At 50.8% G+C, this 17,225-nt stretch carries 19 protein-coding genes; 3 read left to right on the forward strand and 16 right to left on the reverse strand.

Annotated elements, in window-relative coordinates:
- Positions 1–13: 13 nt before the first annotated feature.
- From flgJ to flgB, 9 genes are all read right to left on the reverse strand, one after another.
- A complete protein-coding gene (flgJ, locus tag H8L47_RS20425) occupies positions 14–922 on the reverse strand; it encodes a flagellar assembly peptidoglycan hydrolase FlgJ (RefSeq protein WP_186955451.1) in 909 nt (302 codons plus the stop codon).
- Positions 923–931: 9 nt separating this feature from the next.
- Positions 932–2,035, reverse strand: a complete 1,104-nt coding sequence (locus H8L47_RS20430; protein ID WP_186955563.1) for a flagellar basal body P-ring protein FlgI — start codon at positions 2,033–2,035, stop codon at positions 932–934.
- A 44-nt stretch (positions 2,036–2,079) separates the two neighbouring features.
- A complete protein-coding gene (locus H8L47_RS20435; RefSeq protein WP_186955452.1) occupies positions 2,080–2,745 on the reverse strand; it encodes a flagellar basal body L-ring protein FlgH in 666 nt (221 codons plus the stop codon).
- A gap of 53 nt (positions 2,746–2,798) precedes the next feature.
- Positions 2,799–3,581, reverse strand: coding sequence for a flagellar basal-body rod protein FlgG (flgG, locus tag H8L47_RS20440; RefSeq protein WP_186955453.1), 783 nt, complete (start codon positions 3,579–3,581; stop codon positions 2,799–2,801).
- Positions 3,582–3,664: 83 nt separating this feature from the next.
- Positions 3,665–4,405 (reverse strand): flagellar basal-body rod protein FlgF, encoded by a 741-nt coding sequence (flgF, locus tag H8L47_RS20445; protein ID WP_186955454.1) that lies wholly within the window; start codon positions 4,403–4,405, stop codon positions 3,665–3,667.
- Positions 4,406–4,468: 63 nt separating this feature from the next.
- Positions 4,469–5,803 (reverse strand): flagellar hook protein FlgE, encoded by a 1,335-nt coding sequence (gene flgE / locus H8L47_RS20450; protein ID WP_186955455.1) that lies wholly within the window; start codon positions 5,801–5,803, stop codon positions 4,469–4,471.
- A gap of 74 nt (positions 5,804–5,877) precedes the next feature.
- Complete coding sequence (locus tag H8L47_RS20455; protein WP_186955456.1) at positions 5,878–6,552, reverse strand: flagellar hook assembly protein FlgD; 675 nt, start codon at positions 6,550–6,552, stop codon at positions 5,878–5,880.
- A gap of 21 nt (positions 6,553–6,573) precedes the next feature.
- Complete coding sequence (gene flgC / locus H8L47_RS20460) at positions 6,574–6,978, reverse strand: flagellar basal body rod protein FlgC (RefSeq protein WP_186955457.1); 405 nt, start codon at positions 6,976–6,978, stop codon at positions 6,574–6,576.
- A gap of 15 nt (positions 6,979–6,993) precedes the next feature.
- Positions 6,994–7,398 (reverse strand): flagellar basal body rod protein FlgB, encoded by a 405-nt coding sequence (gene flgB / locus H8L47_RS20465; RefSeq protein WP_186955458.1) that lies wholly within the window; start codon positions 7,396–7,398, stop codon positions 6,994–6,996.
- A 186-nt stretch (positions 7,399–7,584) separates the two neighbouring features.
- On the opposite strand from flgB, the gene flgA reads away from it, so the two are divergent.
- The 3 genes from flgA (at position 7,585) to H8L47_RS20480 (ending at position 9,239) form a co-directional block, all read left to right on the forward strand.
- On the forward strand, positions 7,585–8,307 hold the full coding sequence (gene flgA, locus H8L47_RS20470) for a flagellar basal body P-ring formation chaperone FlgA (RefSeq protein WP_186955459.1): 723 nt from the start codon (positions 7,585–7,587) through the stop codon (positions 8,305–8,307).
- 127 nt (positions 8,308–8,434) lie between these two features.
- A complete protein-coding gene (flgM, locus tag H8L47_RS20475) occupies positions 8,435–8,746 on the forward strand; it encodes a flagellar biosynthesis anti-sigma factor FlgM (RefSeq protein ID WP_186955460.1) in 312 nt (103 codons plus the stop codon).
- A 1-nt stretch (position 8,747) separates the two neighbouring features.
- Entirely contained in the window at positions 8,748–9,239 is a 492-nt protein-coding gene (locus H8L47_RS20480) for a flagella synthesis protein FlgN (protein ID WP_186955461.1), read from the forward strand.
- A 60-nt stretch (positions 9,240–9,299) separates the two neighbouring features.
- Here H8L47_RS20480 and motD read toward each other — a convergent pair whose 3' ends face one another.
- Genes motD through flhB form a run of 7 tightly spaced genes read right to left on the reverse strand, consistent with a single transcriptional unit; the run spans position 9,300 to position 17,026 of the window.
- Positions 9,300–10,145: a flagellar motor protein MotD gene (motD, locus tag H8L47_RS20485; RefSeq protein ID WP_186955462.1), complete on the reverse strand. Its 846-nt coding sequence runs from the start codon at positions 10,143–10,145 to the stop codon at positions 9,300–9,302.
- Between the two features lie 29 nt (positions 10,146–10,174).
- Entirely contained in the window at positions 10,175–10,915 is a 741-nt protein-coding gene (locus tag H8L47_RS20490; protein ID WP_186955463.1) for a flagellar motor protein, read from the reverse strand.
- Positions 10,897–11,628 carry an RNA polymerase sigma factor FliA gene (locus tag H8L47_RS20495; RefSeq protein WP_186955464.1) on the reverse strand — a complete coding sequence of 244 codons (732 nt, stop codon included), beginning with the start codon at positions 11,626–11,628 and terminating at the stop codon, positions 10,897–10,899. Before H8L47_RS20495 ends, H8L47_RS20490 begins: the two co-directional genes overlap by 19 nt.
- A 5-nt stretch (positions 11,629–11,633) precedes the next feature.
- A complete protein-coding gene (locus tag H8L47_RS20500) occupies positions 11,634–12,464 on the reverse strand; it encodes a MinD/ParA family ATP-binding protein (RefSeq protein ID WP_230413841.1) in 831 nt (276 codons plus the stop codon).
- Positions 12,457–13,791: a flagellar biosynthesis protein FlhF gene (gene flhF / locus H8L47_RS20505; RefSeq protein ID WP_186955465.1), complete on the reverse strand. Its 1,335-nt coding sequence runs from the start codon at positions 13,789–13,791 to the stop codon at positions 12,457–12,459. The genes H8L47_RS20500 and flhF overlap by 8 nt, the downstream gene beginning before the upstream one ends.
- Positions 13,788–15,878, reverse strand: a complete 2,091-nt coding sequence (gene flhA, locus H8L47_RS20510) for a flagellar biosynthesis protein FlhA (RefSeq protein ID WP_186955466.1) — start codon at positions 15,876–15,878, stop codon at positions 13,788–13,790. Before flhA ends, flhF begins: the two co-directional genes overlap by 4 nt.
- A complete protein-coding gene (flhB, locus tag H8L47_RS20515; protein WP_186955467.1) occupies positions 15,875–17,026 on the reverse strand; it encodes a flagellar biosynthesis protein FlhB in 1,152 nt (383 codons plus the stop codon). The genes flhA and flhB overlap by 4 nt, the downstream gene beginning before the upstream one ends.
- Between the last annotated feature and the right edge of the window lie 199 nt (positions 17,027–17,225).

Consider the following 17,225-nt stretch of genomic DNA (forward strand, 5'->3'; position numbering starts at 1 on the left):
TCACTGGGGAAACTTATGTTGAAAGGGAATTTTTGATGATTTTTGTTAACTTATTGGCATACTCAGGATCGGTCGCATAACCGGCTTTTTGCAAGCCCTGAGCAAAACTTGAAGCGTCTTTGGAATTGGCAATCACGTTTTCATAACGTGGATTCTTGGTGATCAATTTGGCATAGTCCTTGAATGCATCTGCATAAGTATCATACGCCCTGAATTTTTCGACTCTGCGCTGGGCAACACCATTCACATACTCTGTTGTAACAGCATCAACGGTCTTCCCTTTCCAGCCCTTGGTAGCCTTCATACCAAAAATATTATGGCTACTTGAACCATCTGCGGTTTTGATTTCGCGACGCCCCCAGCCACTTTCCAGGGCAGCCTGGCCCAGCATGAATTTGGCTGGAATACCCGTTTCCTGGCTGGCTTGTTCAGCATGAGCAGTCAGTTTTTCCTGGAATTCACGGACATGATTTGGCCCGGTGAATGCCGTCTTGGGTGCACTGGCCGGCATTTGTTCAAATTTCAAATTATCCAGATAAGTGTTGATCCCACGGACGCTGGCTGAACTTGCAGGATTACCAGGGCTGCCTCCAGTGTCGGCCTCCAGTGCCTGGTTCATGGCATTATTGGAGAGTTGCCTGACGAGTACATCTGCCAGGCCTACGCCTTTCTTGGCCATGGTTTGCGATAACTGCTGATCCAGCATGGAAGTATACATGCGGCTTTGTTCACTATCGAACACACCATCCTGACCACCCGCCTGACGCATGGATTTCAACATCATGTTCATGAACAGCGCTTCAAACTGCTGGGCAGCACCCTTAATTGCATCAGGCGAATTATTTCTCGCCGACTGCTTGAGCTCATCAAGACCTTTGCTGTCGAAAGCCGTTCTGTCCGTGAAATCGGTGCGCCCTATCATCTCGATTCCTTAGATAATTTCCAGGTCTGCGCGCAATGCACCAGATGCCTTGATGGCTTGCAGTATGGATAACAAATCTTGCGGCGTTGCACCAATAGCATTGAGTGCTTTCACAACGTCAGTCAGCGACACGCCCGCTTTCAGCATCAATAATTGTCCCGCATCTTTGGTAATGGTGACAGTAGAATTGGCAGTTGGCGCGGTCTGTCCAGCGGCCAGTGCATTTGGCTGGCTGACGGTGTTATCGGTATTGATCACGACAGACAGGTTGCCATGTGCCACCGCACACGTTTCTAGCGTCACTGCCTGGTTCATCACGATGGAACCGGTTCTGGCATTCAAAATCACTTTGGCCGCGGTTTGCGCCGGGGTCACGTCAATGTTTTCCAGATTACCCAAAAATGCGACACGCTGATCGGCAGTAGCAGGTGCTTTCACTTGAATCACGCGGCCATCCATGGCGGCAGCAGTATCTGGTCCAAAGCGACGGTTGATCGCATCGACGACCCTGCTGGCGGTAGAGAAATCCGAGGTATTCAATTCCAGTTGTATAGTCGGCCCTTGCGCGACTGAATTTGGTACAGCTCGCTCCACGGTAGCGCCGGAAGAAATTTTACCCACACTTAAATGATTGACCTGGGCTTTGCTGCCATTGGCCGCAGCACCAACCCCGCCCACCAGCACATTGCCCTGTGCCATCGCATAAATCTGGTTGTCCGCACCTTTTAATGGTGTCATCAATAAAGTACCGCCACGCAAGCTCTTGGCATTACCCATGGACGACACTGTAATATCCAGAGTCTGTCCAGGCTGGGCAAATGCCGGCAAGGAAGTTGTTACCATGACTGCAGCCACGTTCTTTAATTGCAAGCTGGTTCCTACCGGAATGGCGACCCCCAGTTGCTGCAACATGCTGATGATGCTCTGCACGGTAAACGGGGTTTGCGTAGTCTGGTCACCACTGCCATCGAGACCAACTACCAGACCATATCCCAGCAATTGATTTTGCCGCACGCCCTGTATGCCAGCCAGATCCTTGATGCGCTCTGCACGACTTTCCGGCGTGATCATGGCAGCCAATATCGCCGTGACCAGCATGGCAGCCTTGATCATTCTTGATGGGAAAAGTGCGTTCATAAAACTACCCTGACCATTCACTATAAAGGAAGAAAGCTAAGGAAAAACCGCGACAGCATGGAACTCATTTCAGTAGAATCAAGTCGTGAAGTTGAACGGTATTCAAAGCGCGCATCAGCAACCTGGGTAGATGCGACCACATTGCCAGCAGCAATGGTGGTGGGATTAATGACGCCAGAAAAGCGTACAAATTCTGCCCCTTTATCAAAGGCCAGTTGTTTCTCACCGCTGACGAGCAAATTACCGTTTGGCATGACATCGATCACCGTCACAGCAATCGTGCCAGTGAAATTATTACTGGCAGTTTGTGCGCCTTTTTCATCGTACTTGGTCGATGAGGAGGTGGCCAGAGCAGCTTGCGCTGTGGTCGTCGCCGGGACGCCAAATACCGTCGGTGCTGCAAAAGAAGCCGCACCAGTTTTGCTGTTCGAGGCAGCAGCAGCTTTTCCTGCCGAAGTTTTTTCAACAATGGAAATCGTCAATATGTCACCAACCATGCGTGCCTTGGCATCTTCATATAAAGGACGATAACTGGCCTGCTGGAAAATTGCCCCATTCGCCTGCCTCTGTGGTTTGGCCGATTGAGCCGGAATGGAAGTCGGCTGATGCACTATTGCTGGCGGGGTCACCGCACATGCTGTGAGCATCAACAAAGGGAGCAGCAAGAACAAGTTTGAATATTTCATGATGTACTCATCAGCCAAGTGTCAACAATTGAAGACCAAGGATTAATTTCCCATTAGAGTTGCGACAGGCGTTGCAACATCTGGTCTGAAGTCGTGATCGCCTTACTATTGATTTCATAAGCGCGCTGGGTCTGTATCATATTCACCAGTTCTTCCGCAACATTGACATTGGATGTTTCAACAAAACTTTGCACCAGCAGGCCTGCACCATTAGTACCTGGTGTATTGGTGCCGGGATTGCCAGAAGCGGCAGTTTCCACATACAAGTTTTCGCCCAATGCCATCAAACCGGCAGGGTTAATAAAAGTCGCGAGCTGCAAGGAGCCAACTTGGACTGGCGCCACAGAACCTGGCTGTGTCACCGAGACTGTGCCATCCCGTCCTACCGTGATCGATTGTGCATTGGCAGGAATGGTAATTGCAGGTTGAATCACAAAACCGCTGGATGTCACTAATTGCCCCTGACTATCGGTCTGAAATGAACCGTCTCTGGTATATCCAGTCGTGCCATCTGGCATCAAAACTTGAAAGAAACCCTGCCCCTGTATTGCCACATCCTTGCTATTGCCCGTCTGTTGCAAATTACCCTGGGTGAAAATCTTTTCTGTCGCCACCGGACGTACACCCGCCCCCAATTGCAAACCGGATGGCAGTTGCGTCTGTTGCGAACTTTGCGCACCAGGCTGACGTATATTTTGATACAGCAAATCTTCAAACACAGCGCGCGAGCGCTTAAATCCATTTGTACTGACATTGGCCAGATTATTGGTCACGACGTCCATCTGCGTTTGCTGCGCATCCAGGCCAGTCTTGGCTATCCATAATGAACGTATCATCGCACTCCCCTTTTTGCCTTGTTTTGCTTGGCATTCACCTCAACGGCAAACACTACTACTAAGCTATTGTGCTACAAAGCCATTCAACTCAAAGTCAAGATCTGACCTGCTTTAGTGGCGTTATTCTCGGCGTTCTGCAAGACCTTCATTTGCATTTCAAAGCTACGCGCCAGGTTAATCATATTGACCATGGACTCAACGACATTGACATTGCTGTTTTCCAGCATACCGCCCGCCACGCCTACTGCGGGATCCGCATCCACGGCGGTACCATCTTTGGTCTTAAATAAGCCGTCATCACCGCGCACCAGATTATCCTCAGGCGGATTGACGAGCTTTAATCTGCCTATAACTTGCACCGCATTCGGTTTGGTGCCACTGGGGATGGCGGACACTGTGCCATCCTTGGCGATCGCAATTGCCATATCCGGCGGTATCGTGATGGGGCCACCATCACCGACCAGGTTCAAACCACTTTGGGTTTGCAAAATACCGTTCTCGCTGATTTTCAAACTGCCGTGGCGTGTGAAAGACTCAGACCCATCCGGCATCTCAACTGCCAGCCAGCCCTTGCCCTGCACTGCCACATCCAGCTCGCGACCAGTGATTTGCATGCCACCAGTAGAAAAGTCTGTCCCTACCGTGGCATCCACGACAAAGGCGCGGGTTGGCAAGCCATCGCTCTTGACTGGAACCGCACGAAAAGAATCCAGTTGCGCCCTGAAACCTGTAGTCGTAACATTCGCCAGATTATGCGTAACGGTAGCCTGCTGCTCAAGGATATGCTTGGCACCGGTCATCGCGGTATATACCAGTCTATCCATGAGCTACTCCTGTTTGCTTAGGGTTAAAAACACACATATCAATGCAGATAAAAATGGCGATCATTAACGCAGGTTGACCAGCGTCTGCAATACTTGATCCTGGGTCTTGATGGTTTGCGCATTGGCCTGATAAACACGCTGAGCGGTAATCATATTCACCAGCTCACCCGTCAAATCGGTATTTGAATCTTCTGTCGCAGATGAAGTCAAGGTACCCAGAGCACCTGAATTTGGAGGGCCAACCAGGGCATTGCCGGAAGCAGCAGTTTCTATCCACTGATTATCACCAGTCGATTGCAAACCATTTGGATTGGTAAAATTAGCCAACACCACTTGCGCCAGAACCGCCGTTTTGCCGTTGGTATAGCTGCCGACGATAGTGCCATCTTTGGCCGTATTGAACTTGGCCAACTTACCTGATGCATAGCCATCCTGGGTATTTTTACTGACGCTGAAATCTGAACCGAATTGCGTCGTACCAGTAAAATCGTATTTGATATCCACAGTAGTATTAATCGGCGTCAACGCACCGGTACTGACTGGCACAGTCAAGGTAGTTGCCCGTGGATCTGTCGCAGAGAACTGTGGTGTTACCGAACTCAACCTGCCCAGATTATCAAAGCCAAGACGGGTAACGGAATTGGCTGTAGCACCAGCACCAGCAATCAATACACCATCCACCGTAGCAAAAACATCCCATTCTATCGTCACTGGCAAGGTCGGTGGCGTCGCAAGATTGTCGCGTTTCACGAAAAACGATTGCACCACATGTGAATTACCCAAGCTGTCAAACACAGCAATCGAAGTGGAACTGTTATACGTAGTCGGATCGGTAATACTAAATGCGATAGGCGTAATCACCGGGGGGATAGTCACCGGCAATTGGGTCCCTGGCACCAGCTTGCGCGAATCCAGATTCATGACAGCATTGATCAGCGTTGACTGTGCTGGCGCAATATCTGAGGTATTGATATTGATAGGCGCAGCAGCACCAGTAGATAATACACCGGCCGAATTTGCCACATACCCTGTCAATTGCGCACCTTGCGCATTGACGATATTACCCAGTTTATCCAACTGGAACTGACCATTCCGTGAGTAAGTGACGGCACCATTGGTCGACATGCGAAAGAAACCACCGCCGTTGATGGCGATATCGAGTGGATTATTCGTCGTCGAAATATTCCCCTGCGTGAATTGCTGGACGACGCCCGATACTTTAGTACCAATACCCACAGTCCCCCCAGAAGAGCCATTGAGCGAATTTGCATAAACGTCTGCAAATTGCGTTTGCCCCTGCTTGAAACCCACGGTGCTGGCATTGGCAATGTTATTACCAATCACATCCAGGGATTTAGAAGCTGCGTTAAGTCCACTCAGTCCTTGTTGAAAACCCATGATATTTCTCCCTTACTTAGGCTAATTCGTTGTTACGCATTACTACAGGATTTGATACAGGATTACTCCAAGGATCAATAAATTTGTCTTACGTCACTCATACTGATATCACCAATATTCGGCAGGCTGAGTTTCAGGCCTTGAGAGCCTGAGCTAATGCTCGATACCACGCCAAATGCCAGGCTGGTCGGATCCAGTTTTTTGTCCGCTGCATTGGCGACAAATTCGAATTTATAGGCACCATTGGCAGCTGTGGTACCAGCGTCGGTCTTGCCATCCCAGGTCAGCGTATTCACGCCTTGGGGCAAGGCACCCAAAGTCATTTTTCTGACCACAACATCCGCGCTATCACGGATCACGACTTCCACGTTACTGGCCGACTGTGGCAATTCCACTCCATAGATGCCCTTGCCTTCTGTGACTATCATGGAATTGCCTGGTGCAATCACCCCATGACCTATCATGCTGGCGGCCTGCAAGTTTTGTCCATTCTGGAAACTGGTACTCAGCGCTGTCACGGATGCGTTCAACTTATCGATACCCGACACCGTCGACAATTGCGCCAACTGACTGGTCACCTGGGCATTGTCCATGGGATTCAACGGGTCCTGGTTCTTGAGCTGGGTCACCAGCAAAGTCATGAAAGTGTTTTTTGCTTCCTCTGTCGAATTCGCTGAAGCTTTTGCCCCGTTCATCGTTGACAACAACGCTGGATCCACGGTGCTGCTTTGTACGCCACTGGTAGCCATGATCTATTCCCTCAAAAAATTTTATTGCCCTAAAGTCAAGGTTTTCAGCAGCATGGTTTTTGCTGCATTCATGACTTCCACATTGTTTTGATATGAACGTGATGCTGAAATCATATTCACCATTTCTTCCACCACATTCACATTTGGCATGGCGACATAGCCTTTTTCATCTGCCATAGGGTGTTTTGGGTCATACATCAGTTTAGGCGGATTAGTATCTTCTACAACCTCATTTACCTTGACCGCTGTAGAAGCCGTGCCTGCGACCGGCACAGCACTGAAAACCACCTGCTTGGCTTTGTAAGGTGTGCCGTCAGAACTGGTGACACTGTCGGCATTGGCCAGATTGCTGGTTACCACGTTCAGACGTTGCGACTGCGCGCTCATGCCTGATCCGGCAACATTGAAGACATTAAAGAGTGACATGATGATTGTCCTTGATTATCCTTGTATCGCTGCCAACAGGCCCTTGATTTGCATATTGATCATGGTCAGGCTGGCTTCATAACGCAGGGCATTGTCTGTGAACTGATTGCGCTCTACGTCCATATCCACTGTATTTCCATCTACACTACCCTGTACAGTTGGCCGGTATTGCGCCGCCACGCCAGCTACGCTGCCTGGCGTATCCATGTGCTTGCCTGCAGTTTTATTTAAAGCCGTAGGAGACTGGTTTGGATTCTGCCCCAGTGCATGACTCAAGGCGCTGGAAAAGTCGATATCCTTTGCCTTGTAGTTGGGCGTGTCTGCATTGACTATATTCGATGCCAACAATTGCTGACGCTGCCCCCGGACTGACAATGCCGTCTCGTGAAACTTGAAAAATGTATCCAGTTTGCCAACCATCTTCCTCTCCTCTGCCGCATGGCTTTTGCACTCAAGGCGCACAAGGGTTTTCTATACCTTGCATCTTATTCGTCACGGCACAAGTTTAATCATGCGAGCAGAGAGGGAAAAACCTGTTTGTTCGTGCTTTCAAAAAAATCTGCGACTCCTAAAATGAAGTTCAGAACAATCCATGCAGGAAACATGATGAAAGCCGCGAAGAGATTAAGCAGAATCGTCAGCAAACAGGTCTTGGCACTGGCGCTACTGGGAATGGCGTGCCTGAGCCAAGCCGCGCCTGCTCAGATTCAAGACACAGCACAGCTACGTCAGATTGCACTGGACTTTTTGACATTGCAGGCATCCGGTCTGAGCAGTGAAATACAGGTAACCGTAGGCGAAGTTGATAAACGCCTCAATTTGCAAGCTTGTGATAACCCCAATCCATATCTCTTGCCTGGTAGCAAACCCTGGGGCAAAGTCACCCTGGCGATACGCTGCACAGCCCCTGCTCCCTGGCTGGTCTATTTGCAGGCAAATGTGCAAGTCACAGCAGACTATTATGTCGCGGCCAACGCGCTGACTCATGGGCAAGTGATTGCGCTGAGTGACTTAAGCAAGCAAAGAGGTGATATTTCCAAGCTGCCCGCCGGCGTCATCACTACACCTGAGCAAGCCATAGGCAAAAGCATGCAGGTGTCCCTGACATCTGGCAGTGTCATGCGTATGGATGCCTTGAAAAGTCCCGCCGTGGTGCAGCAAGGCCAATCTGTGCGGGTAGTCAGCAATGGGCCTGGTTTCCAGGTAGCAACAGATGCTATAGCACTCAATAATGCAGCAGATGGTCAAATTGCCAAGGCCAAAACCAGCTCGGGACAAACCATTAGTGGCGTTGCCAAGAATGGCGGCATCATAGAAATAGTTTACTAATGGCAATATTTCACTGGGTAGAATTAAGTGAACGCAATATTTTTTAACAGTAAGATTAAAGTTTAAAATTACACAGCCGATAAACTGGATGTAGATGTTTGTAAGTCCCACACTAGAGGGTATCGCTGTGAAAATTGATGACGCACTGAACAAGACCGCGGGGCTACCAGTCGGCCCGCAACAGGCTCGCACGGAAAAACCCGCTGACAATGCGGCTCCGGTTGCGAATACGAATTCGTCGAAAGTACAAATTTCGACTCTGTCCACACAATTGCAGGCGTTGCAGAATACGCAAGCTGGCAGTGCTGTGTTTGAGACAAAGAAGGTGGAGGCAATCAAGTTGGCCATTTCCGAAGGGCGCTTTCAGGTGAACTCGGAAAAAGTAGCTGATGGGCTTCTGGAAACAGTCAAAGATTTGCTCAACGCCAGAAAACGCTAACATGAACACAAGAAGTTCCGGACACACTGCCATTCAACAATGCCTGCAGGAGGAAGTCAGCATCATGTCTTCACTTGCCGAATTGCTCAAACAAGAGCAATCCGCATTGATAGAGAGCGATGTAGTCCAGCTCAATGACCTTACCCAGAGCAAGGGACAGCTTGTTGTCAAAATGAATGAACTTGAAAAAAAACGAAATCGCTTTTTGGATGAACTAGGCTTTAATGCTGATATTGACGGCATGCAAGCCTATTTGCAGCAAGCTGGCGATACTGCAGACGTTAGCAGGGACTGGGATGCGCTGTTGCAATTAACTTTGCAAGCCAAAGAAGACAACCGCACCAATGGCACGCTCATCAATCGTCGCTTGTCAGTGAACCAGGCAACTTTGAACCTGCTGCAGCAAAATACCAATCAGGCTGGGTCCATGTACGGTCCAAATGGTCAGTCCACCGTCAAGACCACGCCAGGCAAAGGCTATGTCGCCACTTAAGGCAGCCAAGGCATCAGCTTTAGTAACTTCCATTTATTGTTTCCCCGCCGCGACCAAAACTTAAGGGGCTGGTGCTGCCTCAGACAAGGATGCGGCTGCCGGCCTGCCAGCAGTTGATGGCAATGAAGTTGCCGTGGATACTGGTGCAATTGGCACTTCCACTACAGGCTCAGGCAATACTGACAAAATAGTCACCGATACGCGCCGATTTCTGGCCCTTCCCTCGGGCGTTTCATTCTCGCTTACGGGCAATTTGGCCCCTTGCCCTACCGCAGTTACCCGGTTTTCATCTACTCCATTCTCTGTGAGCAGGCGCGCCACAGTGCTGGCCCGTACGGCAGACAATTCCCAATTTGAAGGGAAAATGGAATTTTTGATAGGCAGGTTATCGGTATGGCCTTCCACCTGTATTGCATGGGTGTCCAGCTTGAGGACGCTGGCAATCGCCTTGAGTGCCTGTATGGAATCAACGTTCAGGCGTGCATCACCTGGTGCAAACAAGAGGCTTGCATTGATTTCTATGGTGATGCCCCGACTGGTCTGGGTGACGCGCACCTTGCCCTCACGTACCAGAGGTTCCAATACCGTCAGAATATCTTTGGCCATGGTGGTCATTTGCGCCCGCTCTTTGCGCAAACCCTCGCTAACACGGTTCTTGACCAAAGGAAGAGGATCAAGTTTGACCAAATGCTCGGTTTGCGCATCTACCGGCTTGGGATTAACCGTCATGACCTTGCCAAAAGCGCCCGTCAATGAATTTGACAAGACCCGGTACTTACCCTCGTTCAGTGAGGATATCGCATACATGACGACAAAGAAGGCGAACAGCAAGGTAATAAAATCCGCGTAGGAAACCAGCCATCTTTCATGGTTGTCTGGTTCTTCGTGGTATTTTTTCCTTGCCATAAACGAAAGTGCGCCCTTGAATATTTCTGTTAAGTTCGGTGATTGGTCAGTCTTTCTTCCACTACTCGCGGGCTATCACCCAGGGCGATACTATAAAAAATGTCTGACAGCATTTCGCGGCGAGTGACTTCACGGCCTATGATTTCCTTCAGTTTATTACTGACAGGCAGAAACAACAAGTTAGCCATGCCAACACCATAAATGGTGGCAACAAAAGCGACTGCTATACCACCGCCCAACTTGGATGGATCACTGAGATTTTCCATGACGTGGATCAAGCCCAGCACTGCACCCAAAATACCTATGGTAGGCGAGTAACCACCTGCGGCTTCCCAGATTTTGGCAGCCTGGCGCTGCTCCATCTCATACAGGGAAATATCGACATCCAGTATGTCTTTGAGGCGTATCGGGTCTATGCCATCAATCACCAGGCGCAGTCCCTTGCTGATGAACGGATCATTGGAGGCATTCATATAGCGTTCCAAACTGAGGAAACCTTCGCGTCTGGCAACGACACTCCAGATCAGCGCATCAGCAACATTTTTCTTGCTACTGTCCGGCGGTTCAGATATTACCCAGCGCAGCATCCGCACGCCACGCTTGAAGGTACTCAACCTGCTTTGCAGCAAGACCGCACCGAGTGTGCCAACCACAACGATGACAAATGCGGCTGGTTGCACCAGCGAAGACAAACGACCACCTTCCAGCAATTGCCCGGAGATGATGCCAAATACCACCAGTATCAATCCGACTATGCTAGCCCAGTCCACGCTTTCTCCCTTAAGTATGCCCTGAGCCTGGCGACTGCCTGACTATGCAATTGTGAAATCCGCGATTCCGACACCCCCATCACGGCACCAATTTCTTTCAAATTCAATTCCTGCTCGTAGTACAAACCCATTAGCAGCTTCTCTCGCTCTGGCAAGCTGTCGATCGCACCAATGACGGCATCGCGAAAATCATCATTGAGCAAATCCTGCAAAGGATCGCCAGACAAGTCTGAGCAATAATGGTCGAGAAAATGTTCTTTAGTATCCGAGTCGTGAAAGTCTTCGTAATACACAAGCTGATGCCCGCCACTGTCAGTCAGCAAGTCCTGATATTCTTCCAGACTGAGCTTGAGTGACTTGGCGACCTCAGTTTCCAGTGGTGGCCGCCCCAGTTTTTGCTGCAGCACATTCATGGCATTTTCTATCTTGCGCATGTTCTGGCGCACGCCGCGCGGCAACCAGTCACTACTGCGCAATTCATCCAGCATGGCACCCCGTATGCGTTGCACCGCATAGGTTTCAAATTGTGCGCCATGAGTATCTTCATAGCGGTTAACGGCATCCAGCAGGCCTATCATACCGGCCTGCACAAGATCATCCACCTCCACACTGGGAGGCAGGCGCGCCTTCAACTGGTAAGCCAGACGCTTGACCAGTGGAGCATGCTCCCTTAACAGGAAGTTTTTATCTGATTTTCCGCTAGCGGTGTACATTTTGATTACATTCCAAGACCGACACCCAGCTCAGGGACTCCTTCTACACATAATGTGGAACGCGCAGTCATCGCCAATTGCTCGGCCAGCCTGGAAAACGCCAATGATGCCAAAGCTCTAGGAAAAGCATCAATCACAGAACGTCCCAAATGCGCCGCCTTTCTGACATGCTCGTCTTCCGGCACATTGCCGACATAGTGCAATGGCACTGCCAGATAACGGCTGGCCGCCTGCGCCATATTTGTATAAATCAATCTCGCCTCTTTTTCTGATGCACCGGACACCAAAATACCATAACCGCGCCGGCCTATCCGGTTGCTGACCCGCTTGATCAGTCCATATGCTGCCTTGATCATGTCAGGATCAGCAGATACCTGTATCACCAGTTCGCTGTCATCCAGCGTCGCCAATGGGAAGGCATCGTCCAGGTTAATATCACTATCAACGATCACCAGGTCCGAACTATTGGCCACTGTGTCAAAAACTCTCGACAGCTGGCGCGCACTTTCGGGCGGTAACCAGGCATGCCTGGCCAGCATCGTCACCGACAAGCCTGCAGCCACCAATTTAACAGCTTCCTTCATTGTACGCTGTTGTCTCGCTACATCCAATAAGGTCTGATCATGCCTGGCATTCAACCATGCACCTACGCTGTTTTCCGAGGCGCGGGCATCGACCATCAGGACCTGGTTGCCCTGGCGCGCCAGCGACACGCCGAGATTGACTAACATGCCACTCTTTTCATCCTCTCTCAAAGCCGACAAAAAGGTGAACACCCTTGGTTTTGGCCCCGCCAGCATGCGCCGCAGGCCTTCTGCCTGATCAAAACTAGCCAAGGAACACCTCCTTGCCAGCACGGCCAGATGCTCTGGCGGCGGATGCTGAAGAAGAGACTGCACCAGCCATCAGCAGTGGCAATTCCTCGTCGAGATAGCGAAAAGCCGCAGTCTCACGCTTGAGCTTGAAAGCACGGTCGATCAAATACAATTTATTGGCAATATGCAGGTCTTCAGGCACACGCTGACCGCTGGCGACGTAATACACCATGAGCTTTTGACGGATCGCAATATCGAGCGCTCCCCCTATCGTCGCAGCCTCATCGAGTTTGGTAAATATGCAACCCGCCAGGCCATTACCCTGATAAGCGCGCACTACTTCACTCAGGGTTTCACCCGTCGACGTCGCATTCAGGCATAGCAAACGCTTTACTGGAGTGTCTGTTCCAGACAACATTGCTACCTGCTCGGTCACCATCTTGTCGCGTTGGCTGACACCGACAGTATCGATCAATACCGTATGCTTGTTCTTGAGCTCGGACAAGGCGATGCGCAAATCGGCTTCATCCTTGACGGCATGCACCATCACACCGAGGATTTTTCCGTAGATGCGCAATTGCTCAAAGCCACCGATACGATAACCATCAGTCGTGATGAGGGCCAGCTTGGATGGACCATGACGCATGACACACCGGGCAGCCAGCTTGGCAGTAGTGGTAGTCTTGCCTACGCCTGTTGGGCCAACCAAGGCATACACCCCACCCTTTTCCAGCATTTCATTTTCATTATCGATCGTGGACAAATTGCGAACCAGAATATTTTTGATCCATTCCAGCCCGTCCTCTACCTTGCCTGTTTCCGGCAGTTTCTCTACCAGATAGCGCGCCAGGCTGGCACTAAAACCGGTAGCCAGCAATTCGCGCAGGATTTCTGCCTTTTGCGGCTGGCGTTTTTGTGTCTGCGTCCAGGATATTTCTGCCAGTTGAGATTCCAGCATGCTGCGCATGGAGCGAATTTCTGACATCACGTCATTCAACTCATTAGCACTGACTGGCGCTTCCAGCTGACTGGTAAAACTGCTGGCAGTTTTTTGTGGCTTGAATGCAGGCACATCGACGCTACGCTCTGGCGCTCTACTTAGGGGCCGGTGCAGAGCGACCGCTTCTTCTGCTTGAAAACGTGGCGCAAAGCGTGGCACTTCAGGTACCGCAGCCTGCTCACCGGCATCCGGTGCGATAGCGCTAATGGCTTCATCTGCCATTGCCAGAATCTCCACCTTGCCACCCACATTCCGATTCGACAGGATTACGGCATCCGCGCCCAAAGCATCGCGCAACATGCGCAAAGCTTCGCGAGAACTATTCGCGGTAAATTTTCTGACGTTCATGATTGACCTCCGACCAAGCTAGTGACTCTAATTGTTTTTGTTTCAGGTACTTCTGCGTGTGACAATACTTTTAACTGTGGCAAATTGCGGCGCAGGAAACGCGACAGCAAGGCGCGCAATGGCGCAGGCACCAGCAACACTGGTGTCAAGCCCATCTGTTCCTGATGTTCAGCGGCAGCCTGAGTCTGGCTTGCCAGCGTGTCAGCCAGGCCTGGCTCTATGCCTGAACCATCCGCGCCACTGGTTTGTAGCGCTTGCATCAAGAGGCGCTCAAGACGATTATCCAGTGTCATGACTGTCATCTCATTCCCGGTTGGGAAAATCTGCTGAACGATGGCACGGCCCAGGGCAATCCTGACCTGCGCAGTCAATTCATTGGCGTCCTGAGTATGCATGGCTTGTTCGGACAAGGTCTCAATGATGGTGCGCATATCGCGGATATGCACGCCTTCCATCAACAGGTTTTGCAAGACTTTTTGTAGAGTAGACAGCGGCATGGATTTTGGCACCAGCTCTTCCACCATTTTTGGCATGTCTTTTGCCAGGTGATCCATCAGCAATTGCACTTCCTGGCGACCCAGCAATTCAGCAGCATGGCTGGTGATCAGATGATTCAAATGGGTGGCAATAACAGTGCCTGAATCAACCACGGTATAACCCATGGCCTGTGCCTGCTCGCGAATGGCTGCATCAATCCAGACGGCAGGCAAACCAAAGGCAGGGTCAGTAGTCATTGCACCAGGTAAATTGCCAGTCACCATACCTGGATTAATCGCCAGGTATTGACCGCTCAAAGCCTCGCCAGCACCGACTTCTACCCCCTTCAGGGTAATTCTGTATGCCGAAGGTTTGAGTTCAAGATTGTCGCGAATATGCACTGGCGGAGATAAAAAACCAACTTCCTGGGCGAATTTCTTGCGTATCCCTTTAATGCGGCGCAAGAGTTCACCACCTTGGTTTTTATCCACCAGCGGGATAAGGCGGTAGCCAACTTCCAGGCCCAGGGTATCGACAGGCAAAATATCCTGCCAGGTTGCTTCTTCCATTTCCTGTGGCGCTGCGGTCGGTGTATCCACTCGCTCATCTCCGGCAACAGGCGCAACTTCCGACCGTTTATTGAGAAGGTAACCGCCACCACAAAGCACTGCCGCCAGCAAGAGGAAAGCGAGATGAGGCATGCCGGGTATCACGCCCATGCCACCGATGATGCCACCAGTGATGATCATGACCTGGGGTTTGGCAAACAATTGGCCGATCAACTGATCACTGATGTCTTCATCATTTGCCACGCGCGACACCACGATACCAGCCGCAGTAGAAATAATCAGCGAGGGAATTTGTGCCACCAGGCCATCACCAATCGCCAGCAAGGTATAGTTTTTCAATGCGGTAGAAAAATCCAGGTCATGCTGCACCATGCCCACGATCAAGCCACCCACAATGTTGATGATGGTGACCATGATGCCGGCGATCGCATCGCCGCGCACATATTTACTAGCACCGTCCATGGCGCCGTAAAATTCAGCTTCTTGTGCAACTTCGGTACGGCGGCGGCGGGCCTCTTGCTCGGCGATCAAACCGGCATTCAAATCGGCATCGATCGCCATTTGTTTGCCAGGCATCGCATCCAGTGCAAAACGCGCACCCACCTCGGCGATACGGCCAGCGCCTTTGGTGACGACAGTAAAGTTGATGATGGTCAAAATAACGAACACCACGATACCAACGGTGTAGTTACCGCCGATCAAAAAGTGACCAAAGGCTTCAATCACCTTGCCTGCTGCGTCTGGACCAGTATGGCCTTCAGTCAGCACTATGCGGGTGGATGCCACATTCAGTGACAGGCGCAACATGGTACTGACCAGCAGCACGGTAGGAAACACCATGAAATCCAAAGGCCTGACCGTGTACAAACTGGTCAGCAAAACGATGATCGCAATCGCGATATTGAAGCTGAATAACACGTCCAGAATAAATGCAGGCAGAGGCAAAATCATCATCGCCAGCATCATGATGATGAGTAAAGGTGCAGCCAGTGCCCGGGTATTGATGCCATTCATCCAGGCAGGCAAGGTGAAACTATTCATGCTTGGGCTCCTGCTTGGTTATTCGGATCAAGTTCTGGTGGTACATGCAAATCATTTGGCTCTTCAGGTCTATTGCCGCCAACCTTGGTATAGCTGCGCAACTGGTAAACATAGGCCAGCACTTCTGCCACTGCGGCATACAAGGTTTCAGGTATTTCATCACCAAGGTCGGTATGTGTGTAAAGGGCACGGGCCAGTGGGGGCGCTTCCAGCAATGGCACCTTATGTTCTTTCGCCAGTTCACGAATCCTGGCAGCCACCGCATCTGCTCCTTTGGCGACCACTTTAGGAGCACCACTGCCGCCTTCTGTGTATTTCAGGGCGACGGCAAAGTGGGTCGGGTTAGTGATGACCACATCTGCTGTAGGAATTTCAGTCATCATGCGACGGCGCGCCATTTCACGCTGCTGTGCCCGGATTTTTGCCTTGATTTGCGGATTACCGTTGGCTTCCTTAGATTCCTGCACTACTTCCTGGTGGGTCATTTTCAGCTTTTGTGCGTACTCCCACATCTGATAAGGTGCATCAATGGCAGCAATCAAAGCCAGCGAACCCACAATCGCCAAAAAACACACGCCCATCATATGGCCGACGTGGGCAGGGCCAGACTTCAGCGCCTCTAGTGGCAGGGCAAAGATGGCATTTTTTTGGCCCATGATGACGATCCAGGCAACAGAACCAACCAAAATTGTCTTGATGATGGCCTTGACCAATTCCACACCTGCACGGGCGGAAATCATATTACCAAGACCAGAAATCGGATTCATACGAGAAAAATTTGGCGTTAATGCCTTGGCGCTGAACAACCAGCCGCCAATCAGCAAAGGCGAACCCAGCGCCACTATCACCAAAAGTCCCGCAGCAGGTGCGAAGGCCAGCAGTACATCCATCAGGCTGGCTGCTATTTTCGCAAACAGAAGTTCATGATCATAGATAATCGCCCGCTCCAGCGACAAGCCGGAGATCAGTGCATGATTAAGGTGACGCACCAGGCCGTCACCCATGCCCCATAATGCACCACCTGCTGCCAGCAAGATGGTGCAGGTAGACAACTCTCTCGAACGTGGAACATCGCCCTCTTCCCGCGCCTGTTCAAGGCGCTTGGGCGAGGCCGGTTCGGTTCTTTCGAGATCGCTATCTTCGGCCATTGCCGACTCCTGTTATTTCCACAAAGCAAGTGTTGCTTTGATTACGCAAATGTACAGGTGTAATTATTGGCTATGGCAGAAGCGCAAGATGCGTTGAATAAGGGAGGAAATACCCCCCTCCTCTCAGCAAGGAAGGGGCGAATGCTAAAAAAAGCAGGTGAAATGCCCGAACAACAGGCATGGATAACGAGCCAGCCCG

It is taken from the genome of Undibacterium umbellatum, assembly GCF_014284125.1.
In the GTDB taxonomy this organism is placed as follows: domain Bacteria; phylum Pseudomonadota; class Gammaproteobacteria; order Burkholderiales; family Burkholderiaceae_D; genus Undibacterium; species Undibacterium umbellatum.

Bases quoted from the DNA above. Each gene is read 5' to 3' on its own strand.
- flgJ (WP_186955451.1), bottom strand. From the start codon at position 922: ATGATAGGGCGCACCGATTTCACGGACAGAACGGCTTTCGACAGCAAA.
- H8L47_RS20430 (WP_186955563.1), bottom strand. From the start codon at position 2,035: ATGATCAAGGCTGCCATGCTGGTCACGGCGATATTGGCTGCCATGATC.
- H8L47_RS20435 (WP_186955452.1), bottom strand. From the start codon at position 2,745: ATGAAATATTCAAACTTGTTCTTGCTGCTCCCTTTGTTGATGCTCACA.
- flgG (WP_186955453.1), bottom strand. From the start codon at position 3,581: ATGATACGTTCATTATGGATAGCCAAGACTGGCCTGGATGCGCAGCAA.
- flgF (WP_186955454.1), bottom strand. From the start codon at position 4,405: ATGGATAGACTGGTATATACCGCGATGACCGGTGCCAAGCATATCCTT.
- flgE (WP_186955455.1), bottom strand. From the start codon at position 5,803: ATGGGTTTTCAACAAGGACTGAGTGGACTTAACGCAGCTTCTAAATCC.
- H8L47_RS20455 (WP_186955456.1), bottom strand. From the start codon at position 6,552: ATGGCTACCAGTGGCGTACAAAGCAGCACCGTGGATCCAGCGTTGTTG.
- flgC (WP_186955457.1), bottom strand. From the start codon at position 6,978: ATGTCACTCTTTAATGTCTTCAATGTTGCCGGATCAGGCATGAGCGCG.
- flgB (WP_186955458.1), bottom strand. From the start codon at position 7,398: ATGGTTGGCAAACTGGATACATTTTTCAAGTTTCACGAGACGGCATTG.
- flgA (WP_186955459.1), top strand. From the start codon at position 7,585: ATGAAAGCCGCGAAGAGATTAAGCAGAATCGTCAGCAAACAGGTCTTG.
- H8L47_RS20480 (WP_186955461.1), top strand. From the start codon at position 8,748: ATGAACACAAGAAGTTCCGGACACACTGCCATTCAACAATGCCTGCAG.
- motD (WP_186955462.1), bottom strand. From the start codon at position 10,145: ATGGCAAGGAAAAAATACCACGAAGAACCAGACAACCATGAAAGATGG.
- H8L47_RS20495 (WP_186955464.1), bottom strand. From the start codon at position 11,628: ATGTACACCGCTAGCGGAAAATCAGATAAAAACTTCCTGTTAAGGGAG.
- flhF (WP_186955465.1), bottom strand. From the start codon at position 13,791: ATGAACGTCAGAAAATTTACCGCGAATAGTTCTCGCGAAGCTTTGCGC.
- flhA (WP_186955466.1), bottom strand. From the start codon at position 15,878: ATGAATAGTTTCACCTTGCCTGCCTGGATGAATGGCATCAATACCCGG.
- flhB (WP_186955467.1), bottom strand. From the start codon at position 17,026: ATGGCCGAAGATAGCGATCTCGAAAGAACCGAACCGGCCTCGCCCAAG.